We start from the raw sequence: 17,389 nt of genomic DNA, 5'->3' as shown, positions 1-17,389 counted from the left end.
ACCCCCGGTCCTTCGCGCGGGATCGGCGCAGAGGATGGATCCGTGGCCGGATCAGTGGCGATCATGCTGCGCATTGGCCCTCCCTGCCGCCGCGGCTCTTCTGAGATCTCTCGTGTCTAGCGCTTGCGCGCCTCCAGCTCGGCGTTGAACAGCCGCAGCCGGTGCGCCAGCGTCTCGCTGTCGGTGACGCTGTCGAAATGCTCGAAGAGGAAGGACAGCGCCTCGCCCTCGTCGAGCCCGGCCTCCCCGGCAAAGCGCCGCAGGCCGCGATAGCCGTCCTCGGTCATGGCGACCGACAGGCGGCGGGTCAGGCGGAAGCGTTTCGGCAAGGTCTCTCTCCTTCGGTCAGGGCGGATGGGCGGGGCCCGAGACCCCGCCGCCACCCTCGCGTCAGAAGCTTTCGACGTCCAGCGCCATCACCGGCTCGGCGCCGCTCTCGATCCGCGCCAGGTGGGTGCGGGTCGCGGGCAGCTGGCGCGCCATGTAGTAGCGCCCGGTGGCCATCTTGGCGTTGAGGAAGGCGCGGTCGGCGCCGTCCCCGGCCAGGGCAGCCTTCGCCGCCACCGCCATGCGCGCCCACATCAGGCCCAGGCAGACATGGCCGAAGAGGTGCATGAAGTCATACGACCCCGACAGCGCCTCGTTGGGGGTCTTCATGCCGTTCTGCATGAAGAACATGCCGGCCTGCTGCAAATCCTTCGACGCGGCCTTGAGCGGCTCGAGGAACTGCGCGTCGAACGCCTCGTCCTGTCCCTTGTGCTCGGCGATGAAGCGCTTGACCATGTCGAAGAAGGCCATGACGTGCTTGCCGCCATCCTGCGCCAGCTTGCGGCCCACCAGGTCCAGCGACTGGATGCCGTTGGTGCCCTCGTAGATCATCGTGATCCGCGCATCGCGGACGAACTGCTCGAGCCCCCATTCCCGGGTGAAGCCCGAGCCGCCCAGCGTCTGCTGCGCCAGAACTGCCGTCTCGAACCCCTTGTCGGTGAGGAAGCCCTTGATCACCGGGGTCAGCAGCGAGATCAGCCCTTCGGCGTCCTTGTCGCCCGAGCGATGCGCCTGGTCGATCAGCGACGCGCCCCAGAAGACGAAGGCCCGCGCGCCCTCGGTCAGCGCCTTCTGGTCCATCAGGTTGCGGCGCACATCCGGGTGCACCATGATCGAGTCCGCCGGCCCCTCGGGGTTCTTGGCGCCGGTCACGTCGCGGCCCTGCAGCCGGTCCTTGGCGAAGCCGAGCGCGTTCTGGTAGGCCACAGCCCCCTGCGCATAGCCCTGCAGGCCGACGCCGAGCCGGGCCTCATTCATCATGGTGAACATCGCCCGCATGCCCTTGTGCGCCTCGCCCACGAGGAAGCCGGTGGCGCCGTCGTAGTTCATCACGCAGGTGGCGTTGCCGTGGATCCCCATCTTGTGCTCGAGACCGCCGCAGCTCACGGCGTTGCGGTCGCCCCGCGAGCCATCCGCGTTGACCATGAATTTCGGCACGATGAACAGCGAGATGCCCTTCACCCCCTCGGGGCCCCCGGGGATCTTGGCCAGCACCAAGTGGATGATGTTGTCGACCATGTCGTGCTCACCGGCCGAGATCCAGATCTTGGAGCCGGTGATCTTGTAGGTCCCGTCCTCCTGCGGCTCGGCCTTGGTCTTGATCAGGCCGAGATCGGTGCCGCAATGGGGCTCGGTGAGGTTCATCGTCCCGCCCCACTCGCAGCTCACCATCTTGGGCAGGTAGGTGGCCTTCTGCTCCTCGGAGCCATGCGCATGGATGGCGTTGTAGGCGCCATGGGTCAGACCCTGGTACATGTTGAAGGCCATGTTGGCGGAGGAGAACATCTCGCCCACCGCGGTGGAGACGAGATAGGGCAGGCCCTGGCCGCCATACTCGGGATCGCAATCCAGCGCCGGCCAGCCGCCCTCGCGCATCTGGTTGAAGGCATCGTGAAAGCCCTCGGGGGTGCGCACCACGCCGTTCTCCAGCGTGCAGCCCTGCGCGTCACCCACCGGGTTCAGGGGCGCGAGCACGTTCTCGGCGAGTTTCGCCGCCTCGTCGAGGATCGCCGCGGTGGTGTCGCGGTCGAGCTCGTCATAGCCCGGAATGCCGGTGCTGCTGACGTCGAGGACGTCGTGCAGCACGAACTGCATGTCCTTCACGGGGGCGGTGTAGCTCGGCATATGTCTCCTCCTTCATGCCTCCGGCTGACAGGTCAGCCGGCCTTTTTCTGCTGCAGCTGCTGGAGCATCCTCTCGCCCCATGCCAGCTGGTCCTTCAGGTCGCTGATCGCGGCATCGAGCTCGTCGCGCTGCTTGTGCAGGTCGTCGAGCCGCTGCTGGGCGATCTCGTAGGTGCGGGCGATCTGCGTGTGCTGCTGGTCGCCCATGTCGTACAGGTCGAGCAGCTGCCGGATCTCCTCGAGGCTGAAGCCGAAGCGCTTGCCGCGCAGGATCAGCTTGAGCCGGGCGCGGTCGCGCCGGGTGAAGAGCCGTTTCTGACCTTCCCGCACCGGGAAGAGCAGCTCCTTCTGCTCGTAGAAACGCAGGGTCCGGGGGGTGACGTCGAACATGTCGCACATTTCCCGGATCGTCATCATCTGCTCGTCGCTCATTGGTTTTGCTCCCCTCACGTAGCGTTAAGATGCCGGGTGAGGTGCGCCTTCGAGCCGAGTCTTACAATGGCTAATTTGGTTGACGTAACCGAGACGCCACGTCACTTCCAAGTTGACGTAACTTCCTTTCGCGTCACCCGCATTTCGGGGACATTTCGTTACGTAAAGCAGGCGCTCCGCGAAACCGAATTCGGAGCGTGCTCAGGCGCCGCGCCGGGGATTTGCCAAAGCGCTTGCGGCCGTTCCTCATCGGAGCGGAAAAAGCGGCCACGCAGGGCAGACCGTGACGAGATTCGGCCGGAAGGGCTCAGCCCTCCAGCGATTTCGCGGTGTCGTCCCGAAGCGCTTTGAGCTCGGCCATGGCCTCGTCGAGCTGGCGCTTCTGCTCGGCCAGCTCCAGCATCTGCCGGTCGGCCATCTCGAGCCAGGCCTGCATCTGCGCCTGGCTGCCCTGCTGCTCGCGCATCTCCAGCCATTGCCGGATGTCCTCGAGCTGGAAGCCGAAGCGGCGGCCGCGCAGGATCAGCACCATGCGCGCCACCTCGCGGGGGCCGTAATAGCGCGAGCGGCCCTCCCGGTCGGGGGAGAGCAGTTCGATATACTCGTAGTATCGCAGGGTGCGCGGCGTCACTTCGAAGCGCTCGCACATCTCCTTGAAGCTGAGACGGGTCTCGCTCATCTGCTCCTCCTTGATCGTGAGGCTGAACCTAGTGCGCCGGACGCTGCGGCGCAACACGATCGGCAGAGCCTTGCGAAGCCCCTGTCGCGCCCGCATAAAGGCGCCGACAGTCACGGAGGCGTCGGATGCAAGTCGACAAGACCGAGCTCGCGCGCGAGTTCATCAACCTGGTGCCGCAGGCGCGGGCGCTGCAGCTCGAAATCACCGAGATCCACGACGGCATCGCGGTGATCCGCATGCCCTACGATCCGGCGCTGGTGGGCGATCCCGACACCGGGGTGATCCACGGCGGCGCGGTTTCGACGCTGATGGACACCTGCGGCGGCGCGGCCACCATGTCGCATCCGAGCAATCCCGGCGGCACCGCCACGATCAGCCTGCGCATCGACTACCTGCGCGCCGCGACCCCCGGCCAGGCCATCGTGGCGCGGGCCGAGTGCCACCACGTGACGCGCTCGGTGGCCTTCGTGCGCGCCACCGCCCATGACGACGACCCCGACAACCCGGTGGCGACCGCCACCGGCACCTTCACCGTGGAGGGCGCGACATGAACCGCCGTCCCCCCGAACCGGTGCAGGTGGTCAAGCAACGCCGCGACGCGGCGCTCACGGCGCTGGCCGGCCGGGTGCCCTATATCCGCTTCCTGAACATTTCCTTCGACCGCCGCGGCGACGAGCTCACCGGTGTGCTGAACTACGACGACAAGCTGATCGGCAACCCGGAGCTCCCGGCGCTGCATGGCGGCGTCACAGCCGCCTTTCTCGAGGTCACCGCCATCATCACCCTGAGCTGGGGCCTGCTCTGGGAGGACGTGGAGAGCGGTGTGCTGACCCTCGACGCGCTCGAGGCCGGAGAGCTGCCGCGCCTGCCCAAGACCATCGACTTCACCGTCGACTACCTGCGTTCGGGTCTGCCGCGCGATGCCTATGCCCGCGCCCATGTCACCCGCTCGGGCCGTCGCTATGCCAGCGTCCGCGCCGAGGCCTGGCAGGACAACCACGACCGCCCCATCGCCCAGGCCCACGCGCATTTCCTGATGCCCCGCAAGGAGGGCTGACCCCACCGCCCGCAGCCCGCGTCCCCGGCTTCTTTACGTCAAAAATACTCCGGGGGAGTCCGCGCTTGCGCGGACGGGGGCAGCGCCCCCTCCGGCCTTCCCACACCGAGCCGAGCCATGTCCGATACATCCGCCACGCCGATCACCCATTCCCGCGTTCTCAGGATCGCCATTCCGATCCTGCTGTCGAACGTGACGATCCCGATCCTCGGCGCCGTCGATACCGGCGTGGTGGGCCAGATCCCGCAGCCCGAGCCCATCGCCGCGGTCGGCGTCGGCGCCATCGTGCTTTCGGCGATCTACTGGGTGTTCGGCTTTCTCCGCATGGGCACCGTGGGGCTTGCGGCGCAGGCTGCCGGGGCCGGTGACCGGGCCGAGGTTGCCGCGCTCCTGACCCGGGCGCTGCTCATCGGCATCGGCGCAGGCGTGCTGCTGATCGCGGTGCAATGGGGCATCTTCGCCGCCGCCTTCGCGGTCTCGCCGGCCTCTCCCGAGGTCGAGGCGATGGCACGAAGCTACATGCAGATCCGCATCTGGTCGGCACCGGCGGCCATCGCCATCTACGGCATCACCGGCTGGCTGATCGCGCAGGAGCGCACGCGCGGGGTGTTTGTCCTTCAGCTTTGGATGAACGCCATCAATGTCGGTCTCGATCTGCTCTTCGTGCTGGGCTTCGGCTGGGGCGTCGAGGGGGTGGCCATTGCCACCTTCATCGCCGAGTGGTCCGGTCTCGCCATGGGGCTGTGGCTGTGCCGCGCCACTCTGGGCCTGCCCTCGGCGCGCGACTGGTCCCGGGTCTTCGACAAGCTGCGCCTCAAGCGCATGGCGGTGGTCAACACCGATATCCTGATCCGCTCGCTGCTGCTCGAGGCGATCTTCGTTTCCTTCCTGCTGGTCGGCGGCAAGTTCGGCGATGTCACGCTCGCCGCCAACCAGGTGCTGCTGCAGTTCCTGATGATCACCGGCCACGCGCTTGACGGCTTTGCCTTTGCCGCCGAGGCGCTGGTGGGCCGGGCCTTCGGGGCCGGGCAGGTGCATCTCCTGCGGCGCGGCGCGGTCCTGACCAGCGCCTGGGCGACCGCGTCTGCCGCGCTCATGGCGCTGTGTTTCTGGCTCGCCGGCCCGGTGATCATCGACATCATGGCCACCGATCCCGGGGTCCGCGCCGAGGCGCGCAGCTACCTGCCGTGGATGGTGCTGGCACCGCTGACGCAGCTCGGGCTCACCATGTTCGACGGCATTTTCATCGGTGCCACCCGGTCGCGCGACATGCGCAACATGATGATCGTCTCGGCGGCGCTCTATTGCGTGGCGCTGGCAGTGTTCCTCGGGCCGCTGGAAAATCATGGGCTGTGGCTGGCGATGCAGATCTCTTTCGTGGCGCGCGGGCTCACCCTGGCGCTGCGCTACCCGGCGCTCGAACGTGCCGCCCATGCGGCGGCTGGACCTCTGCCGCGCGCCGCCTAGCTTGAGCCGGGATGACAGCAAGGAGACGGCAATGACACGCATTCTGGGATTGTCGGGCAGCCTGCGCCGCAAGAGCTTCAACACAGGGCTGCTGCACGCCGCCGCGGCACACGCGCCGGACGGTGTCGAAATCGACGCCCGCACGATCCACGGCGTGCCGCTCTACGATGCTGATCTCGAGGCCGAGGGCACGCCGCAGCCGGTGCTCGACCTGCGCGCCGCACTTGCAGAGGCCGACGGGCTGCTGATGTTCACGCCGGAGTACAACAACAGCGTTCCCGGCGTGTTCAAGAACGCTATCGACTGGATGAGCTCGGGCGACGGCGCGGCGCTCTTCAAGGGCAAGTCGGTGGCGCTGATCGGGGCCTCTCCCGGAGGTTTCGGAACCATCCTGTCGCAGAACGCCTGGCTGCCGGTGCTGCGAACCCTCGGCACCCGGCCATGGTTCGAAGGGCGGTTGCTTGTTTCGAAAGCCGCGGGGCTGTTCGATGACGAGGGCCGGCTCTCCGACGCGGCCACACGGGACCGGTTGGTGACCTTCGTCCGCGGATTCGCGGAGCAGATCGCGAAGGGCTAGGGGCCCGCGCCGACCCTCACGCGACGAAAATGGGTAAAACTTAAATTTCATCACGTTTCATCAGGTCGACGCGGATCGACGCGGTCCGCGCTATGGTTGAGTGTGTGCCGGCGGATTATTGCTCATGCGGCGGCCTCAAGCGCCGTCATCTGCAAAATTTGTGCGAAAGCCGCGAAATTGGATCGCGGGACTTGCGCGAAGGCAGCGCTCGTCACAAAAATGATGTGTGAAATTATGATTTCAGAACGGTTATTCTTATGTTTCTTGCCCGCGTTCGAGCGCAACTTCCCGATTTGCATCGTGCCGAGTACAAGCTCGGCTGCTTCCTTCTAGAGTTTCCAGGCGACCTTGCCTCCTATGACGCGCAGGAGTTGGCGCGGCTTTGCGGCGTGTCCAAGGCGACGGTGTCGCGCTTCGTGCGGCGGCTGGGGTTCGAGAATTACGACGCCGCGCGGCGCGCCGCCCGCGACGAGCGCCAGCAATGCAACGGACAGATCAGCGTGCGGCCACGCCTGCGGACGGGCACGACCGAGATCTCGGAAACCGTGCGAGATGAGATCGACAACCTGATCTGGACCTACCAGCAGGTCGATACCGACGACCTAGAGAGCCTTGCGGATGCGGTGGTGTCGTCACGCCGCGTCTGGCTGGTGGGTTTCCGGCTGTGCCGGGTGTTCGCGGATTACCTGCAGACCCAACTGGTACAGGTGGCGCCGACATGCGCCAGCATTCCGCAGCCCGGTGTCAGTCTTGGCGAATACGTCACCGAGATTGCTCCCGATGATCTGGTGATCTGCATGGCGCTCGGGCGCCGAGAGGGCCGTACCGAGGCGCTGCTCGACGAGCTGCGCCGCAGCGGTGTGCCGATCGCGCTGATCGGCGACGAGGAGGCCGGGCTCGCCGCCGGGGTGCGCTGGCAGTTCCGCTGCCGGACCGAGACCTCCGAGGCACAGGAAAGCCACGCGGCGGTGTTGTCGCTGTGTAGCCAGATCGGGGCGCGCGCGACCCAGCGCGCCGGTGCCATCGCGCGCTCGCGGCTGCGCCGGATCGACGAGGTCAACGCGCGGCTCGGCGAGGTCTGACCGGCGGCGCTCAGGCGGTCGCGTCGAGCGGCAGGACGCGCAGCGACCGCCCACCGAGATCGCGGAAGGCGCGCTGCCGGCAGGTGAGCACGAGGATCTGCAGGTCCGCCGCCTGACGATGCAGCGCGTTGAACATGCGCTCGATGCGGTCGTCGTCGGTGAACACCAGCGCATCGTCAAGGATCACCGGCGCCGCGCGGCCCGCCGCCTGCAGCATCCGCGCGAAGGCCAGCCGCACCAGCAGCGCCACCTGTTCCTGCGTCCCGCCCGAAAGGATATCCAGCGGCTCGGCCTGGCCGTGACGAACGAGGCCGTCGGGCAGCAGAGAATCCTCGGCCCAGGTGAGCTCGGCATCCTGCCACAGAAGGTTGAGGAGCGGGCGCAACTCCTTGGCGACCGGTTCAAAATAGCGCTCCCTGGCTTCGGTGCGCGCCGCGGTAAGCGCCTGTTCGAGCCGCGTGAGCGCTGCGACCTCGTGGCTGATGCGCGCGAGGTCGGCCTCGGCCCCGGCCAGCATCTCCTCGGTCTCTGCGAGACGCTCCTCGACCGCGTCCCCGGCGGCGCGGGCGATCCGCTCCTCGAGGCGGGCGAGCTCGGGTCGCAGGGTCTCGATCTCCTGTCGGGCCTGATCCTCGACCGATTGCGCCCGCGCCAGCGCCGCCTCGGCGCCGGCGAGATCGGGCGCGCTCTGAAGCTTCTCCGCATGGGCTGCCTCGGCGAGGTGCAGCTGCTGCCGCGCGGTCTCGGCCTGCGCCGCGAGCGCCGCCTCGTCGCTCTCCGCGCCCTCGAGCGCGGCGCGGGCGCGGGCGAGCCGGTCCGTGACCTGCGCGAGCAGCGTCTCGGTGCGGGTCTTCTCGGACAGCGCCTGCGACAGCCGTTCGGCGGCGCTGGCGAGGCTCGCGCGCGCGCGCTTCTCGGCCTCGCGCGCGGCCTCATGGGCGGCAATGGCAATGGCGAGATCCGGGGCGTCCTCGGCCTCTTCGGCCTTGGGCAGGGCGGCGAGCTGCTGTCGCAGCGCGTCGAGCCCCTCGGGCGCGAGCGAGGCCAGAACCGCGCGCGCCTCGCCATGGGTCTGCTCGGCGCGGCTGCGGGCGGCGGCCATGCTGCGGGCGTCGTCGAGGCGCTCGGCGCCGATCTCGGCGAGGGCTGCGCGCAGGGCGGCGCGGGCCGCCTCGACCGGGTCGCTGCCGCCAATCTCGGGCGGGCGGATCTCGAGCCTGCCGATGCCGTCGATCTCGAGCTGCGCGGCGCGGGTCAGGGGCAGGGCGCCGCCTTCTTCGAGCGCGCGGCCCTCGAGCCGGACCTGCGCGGTGGCGCCCTCGGCGTAGCGCATCAGAACTTGGGTGGCGCGGGCATCGCGGGCGGCCTCGGTGGCGGTGAGATCGGCGGCGCGAGCCTCGATGCGCTGCAGGGCCTTGGCATCAGGGCCCTGTATCGCCGCCTTGGCGCGCTCCATCTCGGTGCGGGCGCGGTCGGCCTCGGTGAGGCGGGTCTCGAGATCCTTGCGCCGGTCGGCGCTGTCGCGCGCCGCCTGCGCGCGCTCGGCGCGGCGACGGTCGGTCTCGGACCGGTCGAGCGCCTCGGCGGCGCCCTGCAGGGCGGTCTGGGCCTGCGCATGGACCTCGACGGCCTCGGCATGGGTGGCGCGCGCCTGCGTGGCGGCGGCCTCTGTTTCGGTGCCGAGGGTCGTGGCCTCGGCAAGCTCGGCCAGCGCCTTGCGCAGCCCGTCGAGCCGCGCCTGCGCGTTCGAGGCGGTGAGCCGCGCCATGTCGGTCTTGCGGGCCAGCGCTTCGGCCTCCTCGGCGTGGCGGGTGGCGGCCTGATGGGCGGCGCGGGCGGCCTCGAGCCGGCTGCGGCGGCTCTCGATCGCGTCACTGGCGGTGAGCTCGGCCAGCGTGCGGCGGGCGCGGTTGCGCGCCGCCAGCGCACCGTGAAGGTCCTGCGTGAGCCCCGCCAGCCTGTCGCGGTCCGACGTGAGGGCCTCGACCCGGTCCTGCGCCGCCTTCCACGGCCCGCCGGTGCGCGGTCGGCCGGTGCCGGTGGCGTAAAGCCCCAGCTCCTCGCGGCAGCGCCGCAACGCCGCGTCCATGCGCCGCCCGCCGGTCATCGCCTCGACCTCCTCGCTGACCGAAGAGAGCAGGTCGCGCCGCGCCTCGAGCGCCGCGTCCTTCTCCTTTTTCGAACCATCTGTCAGCGCGGTGAGGCCCTGCCGCACCCAGATCAGCCCCGACGGCCCGCCGGCGTCCTGACCGAGGGCGCGGGCGATCCACGCCTCGGCGGCATCGGCCTGCGCGATCAGGCGGCCGTCCTGATGCACCGTGGCGGAGGACTTCTGCAGCCAGCGCTTGGCGACGGTGAAGGTGCCCTCCGGGATCTCCAGATCGACGCGGATCTCGGGGGCGCCGCCGGCATGGGGGCGGAGCGCCTTGGTCTCCTTGTCGGCGCTGCCGTGGGGCTTGAAGAACAGCGCCTGCAGCGCGTCGAACAGCGTCGACTTGCCGGCCTCGTTGGGTTCGCTCAGCACGTTCAGACCGTCGCCGATGCCGTCGATGCGGACTGGCGAGGTGAACTGACGGACGTTGTGCAGCTCGATGGCGCGCAGCTTCATTCCGCACCCTTCCGCACATAGGCATAGAGCCGGGCCAGCGCATCAGCGGCGGCGGCGCGCTCCTCCGGGGAGAGTGTGTCGGCTTCGGCATCGGCCATCAGCGCCTCGGCGGCAATGCGCAGGGCGCCGCCGCCATGGTCGATCTGGTCGAGATCGGCGGCGTCGTACTGGGTGCCGAGCGCCTCGGCGCGCAGCTCGAAATGGGCGAATTCCGGTCCCAGACGGGCGATCGTTTCGTCAAGCTGCGCCCGGTCCGCGAGCCCGGCCCAGCCCGAAGCGTTGACGCGCACCAGCACGTCGCGCCGCCCCGAAGGCGGCAGCGCGGCGGCGAGGGCGGCGGCGGCGTCCTGACGGGGGTGAAGCGGCAGCGGGATCTCGGTCCAGAGGAACTGGCCGGTCTCGACCTCCTCGACCTGCGACGGCGCACCGGGGGCGGTGAGGCTGACGCAGAGGCAGACGCCGCGGGCGCCGTGCTTGAAGCGGTCCTGTTCGGGGCTGCCGGGATAGTGCACGCGCGGCGAGACCGCCATGCGGCCGTGCCAGTCGCCGAGGGCTAAGTAGTCGAGCCGCGCGCTGCGGTCGCGGTCGGGCGCGATGACCTCGCCGCTCTCGGTGAAATCGGTGACGCCGCCATGGGCGAGCCCGATGCGCAGGTGGCCCTCTGGGCTGTCCATGCCCACCATCGCCTCGGTGGGATCGCTGCCGCCGGCCCGGTAGGCGACGGGACAGGGCAGGAGGGTGGCATGGTCGTCGAGGGCTGTGGGCGCGGCTTCGGTCACTGCTTTGACATTTGCGGGCGCTGTCTCGCGGATGCTGTCCCAGAGCGGCTCGGCATCGCGCAGATTGTCGTGGTTGCCCGGCAGCAGCCACCAGGTCACGCCCTCGGCCTCGCCCATGGCGGCAAGCGCCTGGCGCACCACCGCCGGAGAGGGCGTGGCGGTGTCGAACGTGTCGCCGGCGAGGAGGATATGCGCCGCGCCCTTGTCTTTGGCGACCTGCGCGAGGCGGGCAATGGCGCCGTGGCGGGCCTCCATCAGCCGGCCGCGGATGTTGCCATCGGCGGGCTGGGGGATGTTGGCGAACTTCCGGCCGATATGCAGGTCGGAGGCGTGCAGAAAGCGCAGGGTCATCGAGGCTCCCGGGGTCTTCGGATCGTTGGCGCCGCGCGGAAAAGGGGGGCGTTGCGGAGGCGGCGCGCTCTTGCCGAGACTGAAACGGGAACATCACCCGGTTGCAAGGGCTTTCCCGCCTGTCGCTCTCTTCTCTCCGCCGCGACGCGATGCGCGGTCCCGCTCAGGCGCTGTGCCAGCTCCCCAAGCAGCAGCTTGCCGATGGCGACGACCATGGTGTGAGACCTGCCAGCTGACCGCTCCGAAGTGCGCCAGAAGCAAAAGCCTTTTGACCAAAGGATGGAGCTGGAATCGAGCCGTCGGTGCGAGGCAAGGCTTCGGGTTCTCTTGCGTCGGCGGAGCCGGTCAGGCGTGGTTGGGCTCGGGAGGTGGCATTCTCTTCGCTAACATCTTCGGACGGGCATATGTCAAGCCGCTGACATGTCCGGGACTTTCGGCGTTCTCGGATTGGCGCGGTCATGGCAATCTCAGGACGTTGATTGTCGAAATATGAAGGACTTTTTTCCCTTCGCTTTATTGCAGGTAGGTTTTCCTCGGTGGTGCTGCAGATTGTTCCCGCTTCGGGCTGCAGTGCCGCCATCATCCATCCCGACGTCCGGGGCCGGCGTCCGAACCATATCGGGCACCTGTCATCCGGACAGCCTTCTTTCCTCGCGAGGGGAGGTGCGTGATCTATCGGCTCGCAAGTGCGTCCGGTGCAGGTGTGTGGGTGTGTGCTGGGCCGTCGTGGCCCGTTGGTTCGGGCGCAGGTCTTCGGGACTGCGTCCGGGCCGGTCCTGCTTCTTGAGCCAGTCCGGCGCCTCACGTCGATCTTTCAGAGAAAATCCTTGTGTCGTCCCGCCGCCGCACTTGACGGTTGTGCCGTGTGCCGTCACGCTCGCCTCAAAGCATCTAAACATAATTTAATTTTGATCGTCCACCCGGACGAGCTCCGACACGGAGCGTTGAGGGAGAGGGAGACGGGCATGGCACCCCCGCCAGTCAGCAATGCCGCGCCGATGACGCGCCGCGGCTTTCTGAAAACCGCATCCGGGATCATCGGGCTGAGCGTGCTGGGACTGCCGGGTCGCGGGCAGGGCGCGGGTGCGGGTGTCTCCACACCGCTCGGCCCGGTGCCCGGGGTGGCCGCACAGCGCATTGAGGGGCTGGCCAAGGTCACCGGCCAGAAGATCTACGCCCGCGATTTTCGAGCCGGCGACATGGCGGGCTGGCCGGATCACCAGTGGCACGCGCTCTACCTGCGCGCCCGCACCACGCAGGAGGCCTTTCTCGGGCTGGACCTTGCGCCTCTGCCGCCAGAGGCCGCGCCGACGCGGGTGATCCTCGGCAGCGATCTCGACCCGAGGCTCTTCGACGCGCCGGTGCAGTTCGAGCGCGATCTACACGTGGATGACCTCCTGTCGGCCAAGGCCGCAGAGCAGGAGAAGGCGGCCAAGGACGGCAGCTTCAACCTGCCGGATGGGCTGAGCTTCGACCTTCTGGTGATGCCGGGCACGACGCCGAACTTCCTCGGGCAGGCTGTGGCGCTTTTGCTTTTCGACAGCCTCGCAGCCTATCGAGCGGCGCGCCGCTTCCTCGCCGGGGATGACGGCATCGTGCAGCACTACGGGCCCGGCGAAGGCCCTGACGGCACGCCGCTGCCGGATCACCCGTTCGATCCGCGCACGCTCTACGTCAAGGATCCGGGCTTCGATTATGCCGGCACTGACGCCGAGACCTATGCGCGCGAGGCGCCGGGCGTGCAGGCGCGCATCCGCAAGGCGCTGGACGAGGCGACCGGGCTGATCCGCCAGCCGATCCGCGCCGAGATGCGGGCGATGGACCCGATGTTCATGGAGCCCGAGGCTGGCCTTGCCTGGATCGACCCGGCACGCCGGGAGATGCAGCTGGTTCTCGGCACCCAGTCGCCCGATGGCGACCTGCGCAACATCGCCAGCATGTTCGGCAGCGCCGGCTCTCCGGTCCCGGAGTTGAGCCATGTGACGCTGCACAGCTGTTACCCGGGCGGGGGCTTTGGCGGGCGCGACAGTTCGCCGTTTTCGCTGATGCTGGCGCTGGCGGTGGCCTTTGCCGACGGCAACCCGGTCCGCCTCGCCTATGACCGGTTCGAGCAGTTCCGCGTCGGGCTCAAGCGCCACGCCACGACGGCAGAGGGCACGCTCTATGCCCATGACGACATGCGGCTCGAGGCGGTCCAGCTCTCGATGAGCTTCGATGGCGGCGGGCGGCGCAACCTGTCGCCCTACGTGGCCTCGTTGGGAGCGCTCTGCGCGGGAGGCAGCTATCGCCTGCCGGTGGCGGACATCCACGCCGAGGCCCTGCACACCGAGAACATCTCTGGCGGCTCGCAGCGCGGCTTCGGCGGCCCGCAGGCCTATTTCGCCATCGAGACGGCGCTAGACGATCTCGCCGCGGCGCAGGGTTGGGACCCGATGGCGCTGCGCCGGGCCAACCTGATCGCCGAGGGCGACACCACGGTCACCGGCGGCCCCATCGAGCAATCGCTGAGCCTGCCCGAAATGCTCGACATCGCCGCGGCGCACCCGCTCTGGGCCGAGCGCGCCGAGATCCGGGCCGCGCACGAGGCCGAGGGGCGGACCTACGGCACCGGGCTCGCCATGTCGTTGCAGGCCTACGGCACCTCGGGCGACGGCATGGTCGCGGCGGTGCATCTCGAGCGCGACGGCACGCTGACAGTGCAGTCCGATGCGGTGGACATGGGCAACGGCTCGGCCACGACGCTGGGGGTCACCATCGGGCCGATCCTCGGGGCCAATGCGACCCGCGTCGAGATGGGCGGCTACACGCTCTTCCCGCAGACCGGGCTGAGCGACGACAGCGACAACCCAGACCGCTGGGACGATCCGATGTGGACCCAGAAGGGCACCGGCTCGTCCTCGGCCTGCCTGACCGGGCTGCATCAGGTCAACACCGTGCAACAGACGGCGCAGGCCTTGCTGCGCGGCTCGCTGCTGGTCGCGGCGGCAAGGCTCTGGGGCGGTGGTCCGCTGTCGCCCGAGGATGTGGTCTGGGACGCCGGCGCGCTGCGGCCTGCGGGCGGGATTGGCGCGCCGCTGACGCTGGCGGCGCTGGCCGAGGTGGTCCATGAAATGGGCCTGCCCACCGGCGCGCTGGGGCATGCCTATTTCCAGAACGTCTGGGTCGAGGCCGATTTCGACACGCCCGGCGGCGCGCTGCGCCTGCAGCTCGACGGGCTGGCCTATTACCACGGCAGCAAGACCGCGCCGCAGCCGATCCCGCGCCGCGACGGCAGCTACCCCGCGCCCGAGACCGCGCGCTATTCGCGCTATGTCTGGGCCCCTTGTGTCAACGTGGTCGGGCTGACGCTCGACCGCGCGAGCGGACGCGTGCAGGTCGAGAATGTGCTGAGCGTGCTCAATGCCGGGCACATCCACGTGCCCGAGCTGGTCTCGGGGCAGAGTCAGGGCGGCGTCGCGATGGCGATCAGTTACAGCCTGCTCGAGGACATGCCGCCGGGCATGGAGGGCCCCGCCGACGGGCGCTGGAACCTCAACCGCTACCACGTGGCGCGCGCCGGCGACGTGCCTCTGGGCGACCGCTACGTGCCCGGTGCACGGGCGCAGGAGTTGATCACCCTGCCGCCGCCGCCAGACAGCCCGCGGGTCGGACGCGGCATCGCCGAGGCGGTGATGTGCTCGATCCCGCCGGCGATCTCCAACGCGCTGCGCGATGCCACCGGCGTGCGCTTCGCCTCGCTGCCGATGACACCGGACAAGATCCTCGGGGGGCTCGCGCCATGACCATCCGCTTTACAGTCAATGGCGTGGACTTCGAGTTGCCCGACAGCCGCGGCCAGGAAACGCTGCTCGATTTCCTGCATCACGAGCTGAACCTCACCGGCACCAAGCTCTGCTGCGGTATCGGCGTCTGCCGTGCCTGCACCGTGCAGGTGGTCAAGCCGCCGAGCCCGGCGCCCTCGCCGACGATCAGCTGCTCCACCGCGCTGGCAACGCTCGACGGCACACAGGTCTCGACAATCGAGAGCGTCGCCCGCGGAGGCCGGCCCGATCCGGTGCAACAGGCCTTCCTCGACCAGTTCGCCTTCCAGTGCGGCTATTGCGCACCGGGCTTCGTGATGGCGGCGCGGATGTTCCTGAGCGGGCTGCAGGCGCAGCCGGTGCCGCCCGACCAGCTCGAGGCCGCGATGATGGAGGCCATCGGCAGCCATATCTGCCGCTGCACCGGCTACGTGCGCTACTTCGAGGCGCTGCGCTCGCTGGCCGAGGCGGTCAATGCCGGGGAGGCGATCGAGCTATGAGAGCCCGCGTTATAGCCTCCGCCATAACGCTGGCTGTGCTCGCTCCGCCGGCAGACGCCCAATCGCCGCACGAGGTCTACGGCGCGGCCTGCGCCGCCGCCATCGCGCCGATCCCGGGCTTCGACTGCGCCGAGGGCGTCACCGTGCCGATCACCGTCGACGGCGCCCGGATCACCGACCGCGCGCCCGAAACCTGTGACCGGCCGGGGCTGCTCGACAACGGGCCGGGCTCGGACGGGCAATGCGTGCCGTTCTCGCGCATCCTGAACCTCTCGACCGAGACCGCGCAGGTCTCGGTCATGTGCCGCCAGAAGCGCTTGCGCAGCGCCGACAGCACGGAGTTCGACGAGATCGACGTGATCGCGCATAACCCGGCCACCGGCGCGACCTGCTGGTTTCAGGCCAAGGGCCCCGGGGGCGCGCCGGTCAGCGGCGCGGCGGTGCCGTCGCCGACCGATCCGGGTGCCGAAGGCTTCTGGGCGCCGCCCGAGACCGTCGTCGCGGATGACTGCGGTAGTTGCCACGACAATGACCCGTTCATGTACTCGCCCTTCGTCGGGCAGGTCTGGGGCCACGTGCCGACCAATCCGCTCGGGCCCTATGCGCATGTCGATGCGGGCTTCGGCTTTGCCGACTGGCCGACCCACGAGATGCTGCCGCGCGACAACACCTGTCTCGGCTGCCACCGCATCGGCACCGGGCGCCTCAGCCCGCAGGACCCGTCAGCGGAAAAGCCCGGCTCCTGCGGTCAGCTGGCCTCCTGGATGACCGGCGCGCCGGTGCACGGCGCCGACGAGGCGGCGCAGAGCTATCCGCTCAGCCATGCCATGCCGCCCTATTTCGGGCTCTCGGAGGAGGCGTGGGAAGAGATCTACGGCGCATCTGTCGCAGCGGTTCAGTCTTGTTGTGCCGACCCGACCCAGCCAGTCTGCAACATGCGCAAGATCCGCTCTTATCTGGAGGACCGGTCGAATCCATGAAGAATGCAGTGGCGTTTCCGCATTTGCTGAGAGCCAGGATTCTCTCGGACCTGCCGGCGGAGGACAAGGCGGACTTCCTGAACCGGTGCGAGGCGCGGACCTGCGAATTCCCCGAGGTGCTGCTCGAGCAGGACGTGGTGCCGCCGGGCCTGTTTCTAGTGGCGCATGGCCGCGTCGACGTGGTGCTGACCGGAGAGCGCGGCGAGCAGACGCTGCTGGCGCATATCGGCCCCGGCGAAACGGTGGGCGAGATCGAGTGCATCTCGCGCGAGACCTGCATCGCGTGGTGCCGCACCCAGCCGCTCACCACGCTGCTCTTCTGCCCGACGGCAGTGGTCTACGAGTTCCTGCGTACGCCGGTCTTCATCCGCAACGTCGCCTCGGTGTTCCGCAGCCGCATGGCACATGACAACGCGGTCAAGGCGCTCGATCAGCACGGCTCGCTCGAGCAGCGGCTGTTCCTGCGGCTGCTCACCATGTGCGACGGACGCGACCGGGTCCGCGCCAACCAGGCGGAGTTGGCCGAGATCCTCGGCTGCTCGCGGCAGAGCGTGAACAAGGCCCTCGGACGCTTGCGCTCGGAGGGGATCATCGACGTTTCCAAGGGGCAGGTTGTTATTCTCGATCCCGACCCGTCTCTCGACGAGCTGGGGGCTGGCTCTCGCGACGCCGCGCTGCTCAAGCGGGGCTGAAACGGTGCTGGCTGGCAAACGTGGCACCGGCCCGATCTCCGACCCGAGATGGCCGTGCCGTAGGGGGCGCTGCCCCCGTCCGCGCAGGGCGCGCGGACTCCCCCGGGATATTTTCAGCCAGAAGAAGACAGAAGCGCTGCGCCCGCATCTTCTCTTCGTCGAAAATACTCCCGCCGGAGGCAGGCCGGCCCCTGCGGCCGGGCCCGGATACGGG

15 protein-coding genes are annotated in these 17,389 nt (G+C 68.9%); 9 read left to right on the top strand and 6 right to left on the bottom strand.

The features are described from left to right. Positions 1 to 116: 116 nt before the first annotated feature. From R2601_RS17695 to R2601_RS17680, 4 genes are all read right to left on the bottom strand, one after another. Positions 117 to 329 (bottom strand): hypothetical protein, encoded by a 213-nt coding sequence (locus R2601_RS17695; protein WP_007800805.1) that lies wholly within the window; start codon positions 327 to 329, stop codon positions 117 to 119. Positions 330 to 390: 61 nt separating this feature from the next. Next, on the bottom strand, positions 391 to 2,172 hold the full coding sequence (locus tag R2601_RS17690) for an acyl-CoA dehydrogenase (RefSeq protein ID WP_007800803.1): 1,782 nt from the start codon (positions 2,170 to 2,172) through the stop codon (positions 391 to 393). A 32-nt stretch (positions 2,173 to 2,204) separates the two neighbouring features. Then, entirely contained in the window at positions 2,205 to 2,603 is a 399-nt protein-coding gene (locus R2601_RS17685; protein WP_007800802.1) for a MerR family transcriptional regulator, read from the bottom strand. A gap of 307 nt (positions 2,604 to 2,910) precedes the next feature. After that, the gene (locus R2601_RS17680; protein WP_007800800.1) at positions 2,911 to 3,282 is read right to left on the bottom strand and encodes a MerR family transcriptional regulator; all 372 of its coding nucleotides are present in this window, start codon (positions 3,280 to 3,282) and stop codon (positions 2,911 to 2,913) included. 125 nt (positions 3,283 to 3,407) lie between these two features. On the opposite strand from R2601_RS17680, the gene R2601_RS17675 reads away from it, so the two are divergent. The 5 genes from R2601_RS17675 (at position 3,408) to R2601_RS17655 (ending at position 7,465) form a co-directional block, all read left to right on the top strand. Beyond that, positions 3,408 to 3,833, top strand: coding sequence for a PaaI family thioesterase (locus tag R2601_RS17675; protein WP_007800796.1), 426 nt, complete (start codon positions 3,408 to 3,410; stop codon positions 3,831 to 3,833). Then, positions 3,830 to 4,339 (top strand): PaaI family thioesterase, encoded by a 510-nt coding sequence (locus R2601_RS17670; protein ID WP_007800795.1) that lies wholly within the window; start codon positions 3,830 to 3,832, stop codon positions 4,337 to 4,339. Before R2601_RS17675 ends, R2601_RS17670 begins: the two co-directional genes overlap by 4 nt. Before the next feature lie 117 nt (positions 4,340 to 4,456). Beyond that, positions 4,457 to 5,806 (top strand): MATE family efflux transporter, encoded by a 1,350-nt coding sequence (locus R2601_RS17665; RefSeq protein WP_007800793.1) that lies wholly within the window; start codon positions 4,457 to 4,459, stop codon positions 5,804 to 5,806. A gap of 31 nt (positions 5,807 to 5,837) precedes the next feature. Further along, on the top strand, positions 5,838 to 6,383 hold the full coding sequence (locus R2601_RS17660; RefSeq protein WP_007800791.1) for an NADPH-dependent FMN reductase: 546 nt from the start codon (positions 5,838 to 5,840) through the stop codon (positions 6,381 to 6,383). A 257-nt stretch (positions 6,384 to 6,640) separates the two neighbouring features. Beyond that, a complete protein-coding gene (locus R2601_RS17655; protein WP_007800789.1) occupies positions 6,641 to 7,465 on the top strand; it encodes a MurR/RpiR family transcriptional regulator in 825 nt (274 codons plus the stop codon). Positions 7,466 to 7,475: 10 nt separating this feature from the next. Here the strand turns inward: R2601_RS17655 and R2601_RS17650 are convergent, their stop codons facing one another. After that, the gene (locus R2601_RS17650) at positions 7,476 to 10,073 is read right to left on the bottom strand and encodes an AAA family ATPase (RefSeq protein WP_007800787.1); all 2,598 of its coding nucleotides are present in this window, start codon (positions 10,071 to 10,073) and stop codon (positions 7,476 to 7,478) included. After that, positions 10,070 to 11,203 (bottom strand): metallophosphoesterase family protein, encoded by a 1,134-nt coding sequence (locus tag R2601_RS17645; RefSeq protein WP_007800785.1) that lies wholly within the window; start codon positions 11,201 to 11,203, stop codon positions 10,070 to 10,072. Before R2601_RS17645 ends, R2601_RS17650 begins: the two co-directional genes overlap by 4 nt. Positions 11,204 to 12,168: 965 nt before the next feature. Here R2601_RS17645 and R2601_RS17640 point away from each other — a divergent pair. Genes R2601_RS17640 through R2601_RS17625 form a run of 4 tightly spaced genes read left to right on the top strand, consistent with a single transcriptional unit; the run spans position 12,169 to position 17,175 of the window. Next, entirely contained in the window at positions 12,169 to 14,985 is a 2,817-nt protein-coding gene (locus tag R2601_RS17640; RefSeq protein WP_007800784.1) for a xanthine dehydrogenase family protein molybdopterin-binding subunit, read from the top strand. Continuing rightward, the gene (locus tag R2601_RS17635) at positions 14,982 to 15,503 is read left to right on the top strand and encodes a (2Fe-2S)-binding protein (protein WP_007800782.1); all 522 of its coding nucleotides are present in this window, start codon (positions 14,982 to 14,984) and stop codon (positions 15,501 to 15,503) included. Before R2601_RS17640 ends, R2601_RS17635 begins: the two co-directional genes overlap by 4 nt. Beyond that, on the top strand, positions 15,500 to 16,483 hold the full coding sequence (locus R2601_RS25585; RefSeq protein WP_144266928.1) for a cytochrome c: 984 nt from the start codon (positions 15,500 to 15,502) through the stop codon (positions 16,481 to 16,483). Before R2601_RS17635 ends, R2601_RS25585 begins: the two co-directional genes overlap by 4 nt. Continuing rightward, the gene (locus R2601_RS17625; RefSeq protein ID WP_007800778.1) at positions 16,480 to 17,175 is read left to right on the top strand and encodes a Crp/Fnr family transcriptional regulator; all 696 of its coding nucleotides are present in this window, start codon (positions 16,480 to 16,482) and stop codon (positions 17,173 to 17,175) included. Before R2601_RS25585 ends, R2601_RS17625 begins: the two co-directional genes overlap by 4 nt. Positions 17,176 to 17,389: the final 214 nt, after the last annotated feature.

The sequence above is a fragment of the Salipiger bermudensis HTCC2601 genome, from assembly GCF_000153725.1.
GTDB lineage: Bacteria > Pseudomonadota > Alphaproteobacteria > Rhodobacterales > Rhodobacteraceae > Salipiger > Salipiger bermudensis.
This window is presented reverse-complemented; position numbering and strand designations above follow the sequence as displayed.

Coding starts and splice junctions, on each gene's coding strand:
- R2601_RS17690 (WP_007800803.1), bottom strand. CDS start 2,172: ATGCCGAGCTACACCGCCCCCGTGAAGGACATGCAGTTCGTGCTGCAC.
- R2601_RS17685 (WP_007800802.1), bottom strand. CDS start 2,603: ATGAGCGACGAGCAGATGATGACGATCCGGGAAATGTGCGACATGTTC.
- R2601_RS17680 (WP_007800800.1), bottom strand. CDS start 3,282: ATGAGCGAGACCCGTCTCAGCTTCAAGGAGATGTGCGAGCGCTTCGAA.
- R2601_RS17675 (WP_007800796.1), top strand. CDS start 3,408: ATGCAAGTCGACAAGACCGAGCTCGCGCGCGAGTTCATCAACCTGGTG.
- R2601_RS17670 (WP_007800795.1), top strand. CDS start 3,830: ATGAACCGCCGTCCCCCCGAACCGGTGCAGGTGGTCAAGCAACGCCGC.
- R2601_RS17665 (WP_007800793.1), top strand. CDS start 4,457: ATGTCCGATACATCCGCCACGCCGATCACCCATTCCCGCGTTCTCAGG.
- R2601_RS17660 (WP_007800791.1), top strand. CDS start 5,838: ATGACACGCATTCTGGGATTGTCGGGCAGCCTGCGCCGCAAGAGCTTC.
- R2601_RS17655 (WP_007800789.1), top strand. CDS start 6,641: ATGTTTCTTGCCCGCGTTCGAGCGCAACTTCCCGATTTGCATCGTGCC.
- R2601_RS17650 (WP_007800787.1), bottom strand. CDS start 10,073: ATGAAGCTGCGCGCCATCGAGCTGCACAACGTCCGTCAGTTCACCTCG.
- R2601_RS17645 (WP_007800785.1), bottom strand. CDS start 11,203: ATGACCCTGCGCTTTCTGCACGCCTCCGACCTGCATATCGGCCGGAAG.
- R2601_RS17640 (WP_007800784.1), top strand. CDS start 12,169: ATGGCACCCCCGCCAGTCAGCAATGCCGCGCCGATGACGCGCCGCGGC.
- R2601_RS17635 (WP_007800782.1), top strand. CDS start 14,982: ATGACCATCCGCTTTACAGTCAATGGCGTGGACTTCGAGTTGCCCGAC.
- R2601_RS25585 (WP_144266928.1), top strand. CDS start 15,500: ATGAGAGCCCGCGTTATAGCCTCCGCCATAACGCTGGCTGTGCTCGCT.
- R2601_RS17625 (WP_007800778.1), top strand. CDS start 16,480: ATGAAGAATGCAGTGGCGTTTCCGCATTTGCTGAGAGCCAGGATTCTC.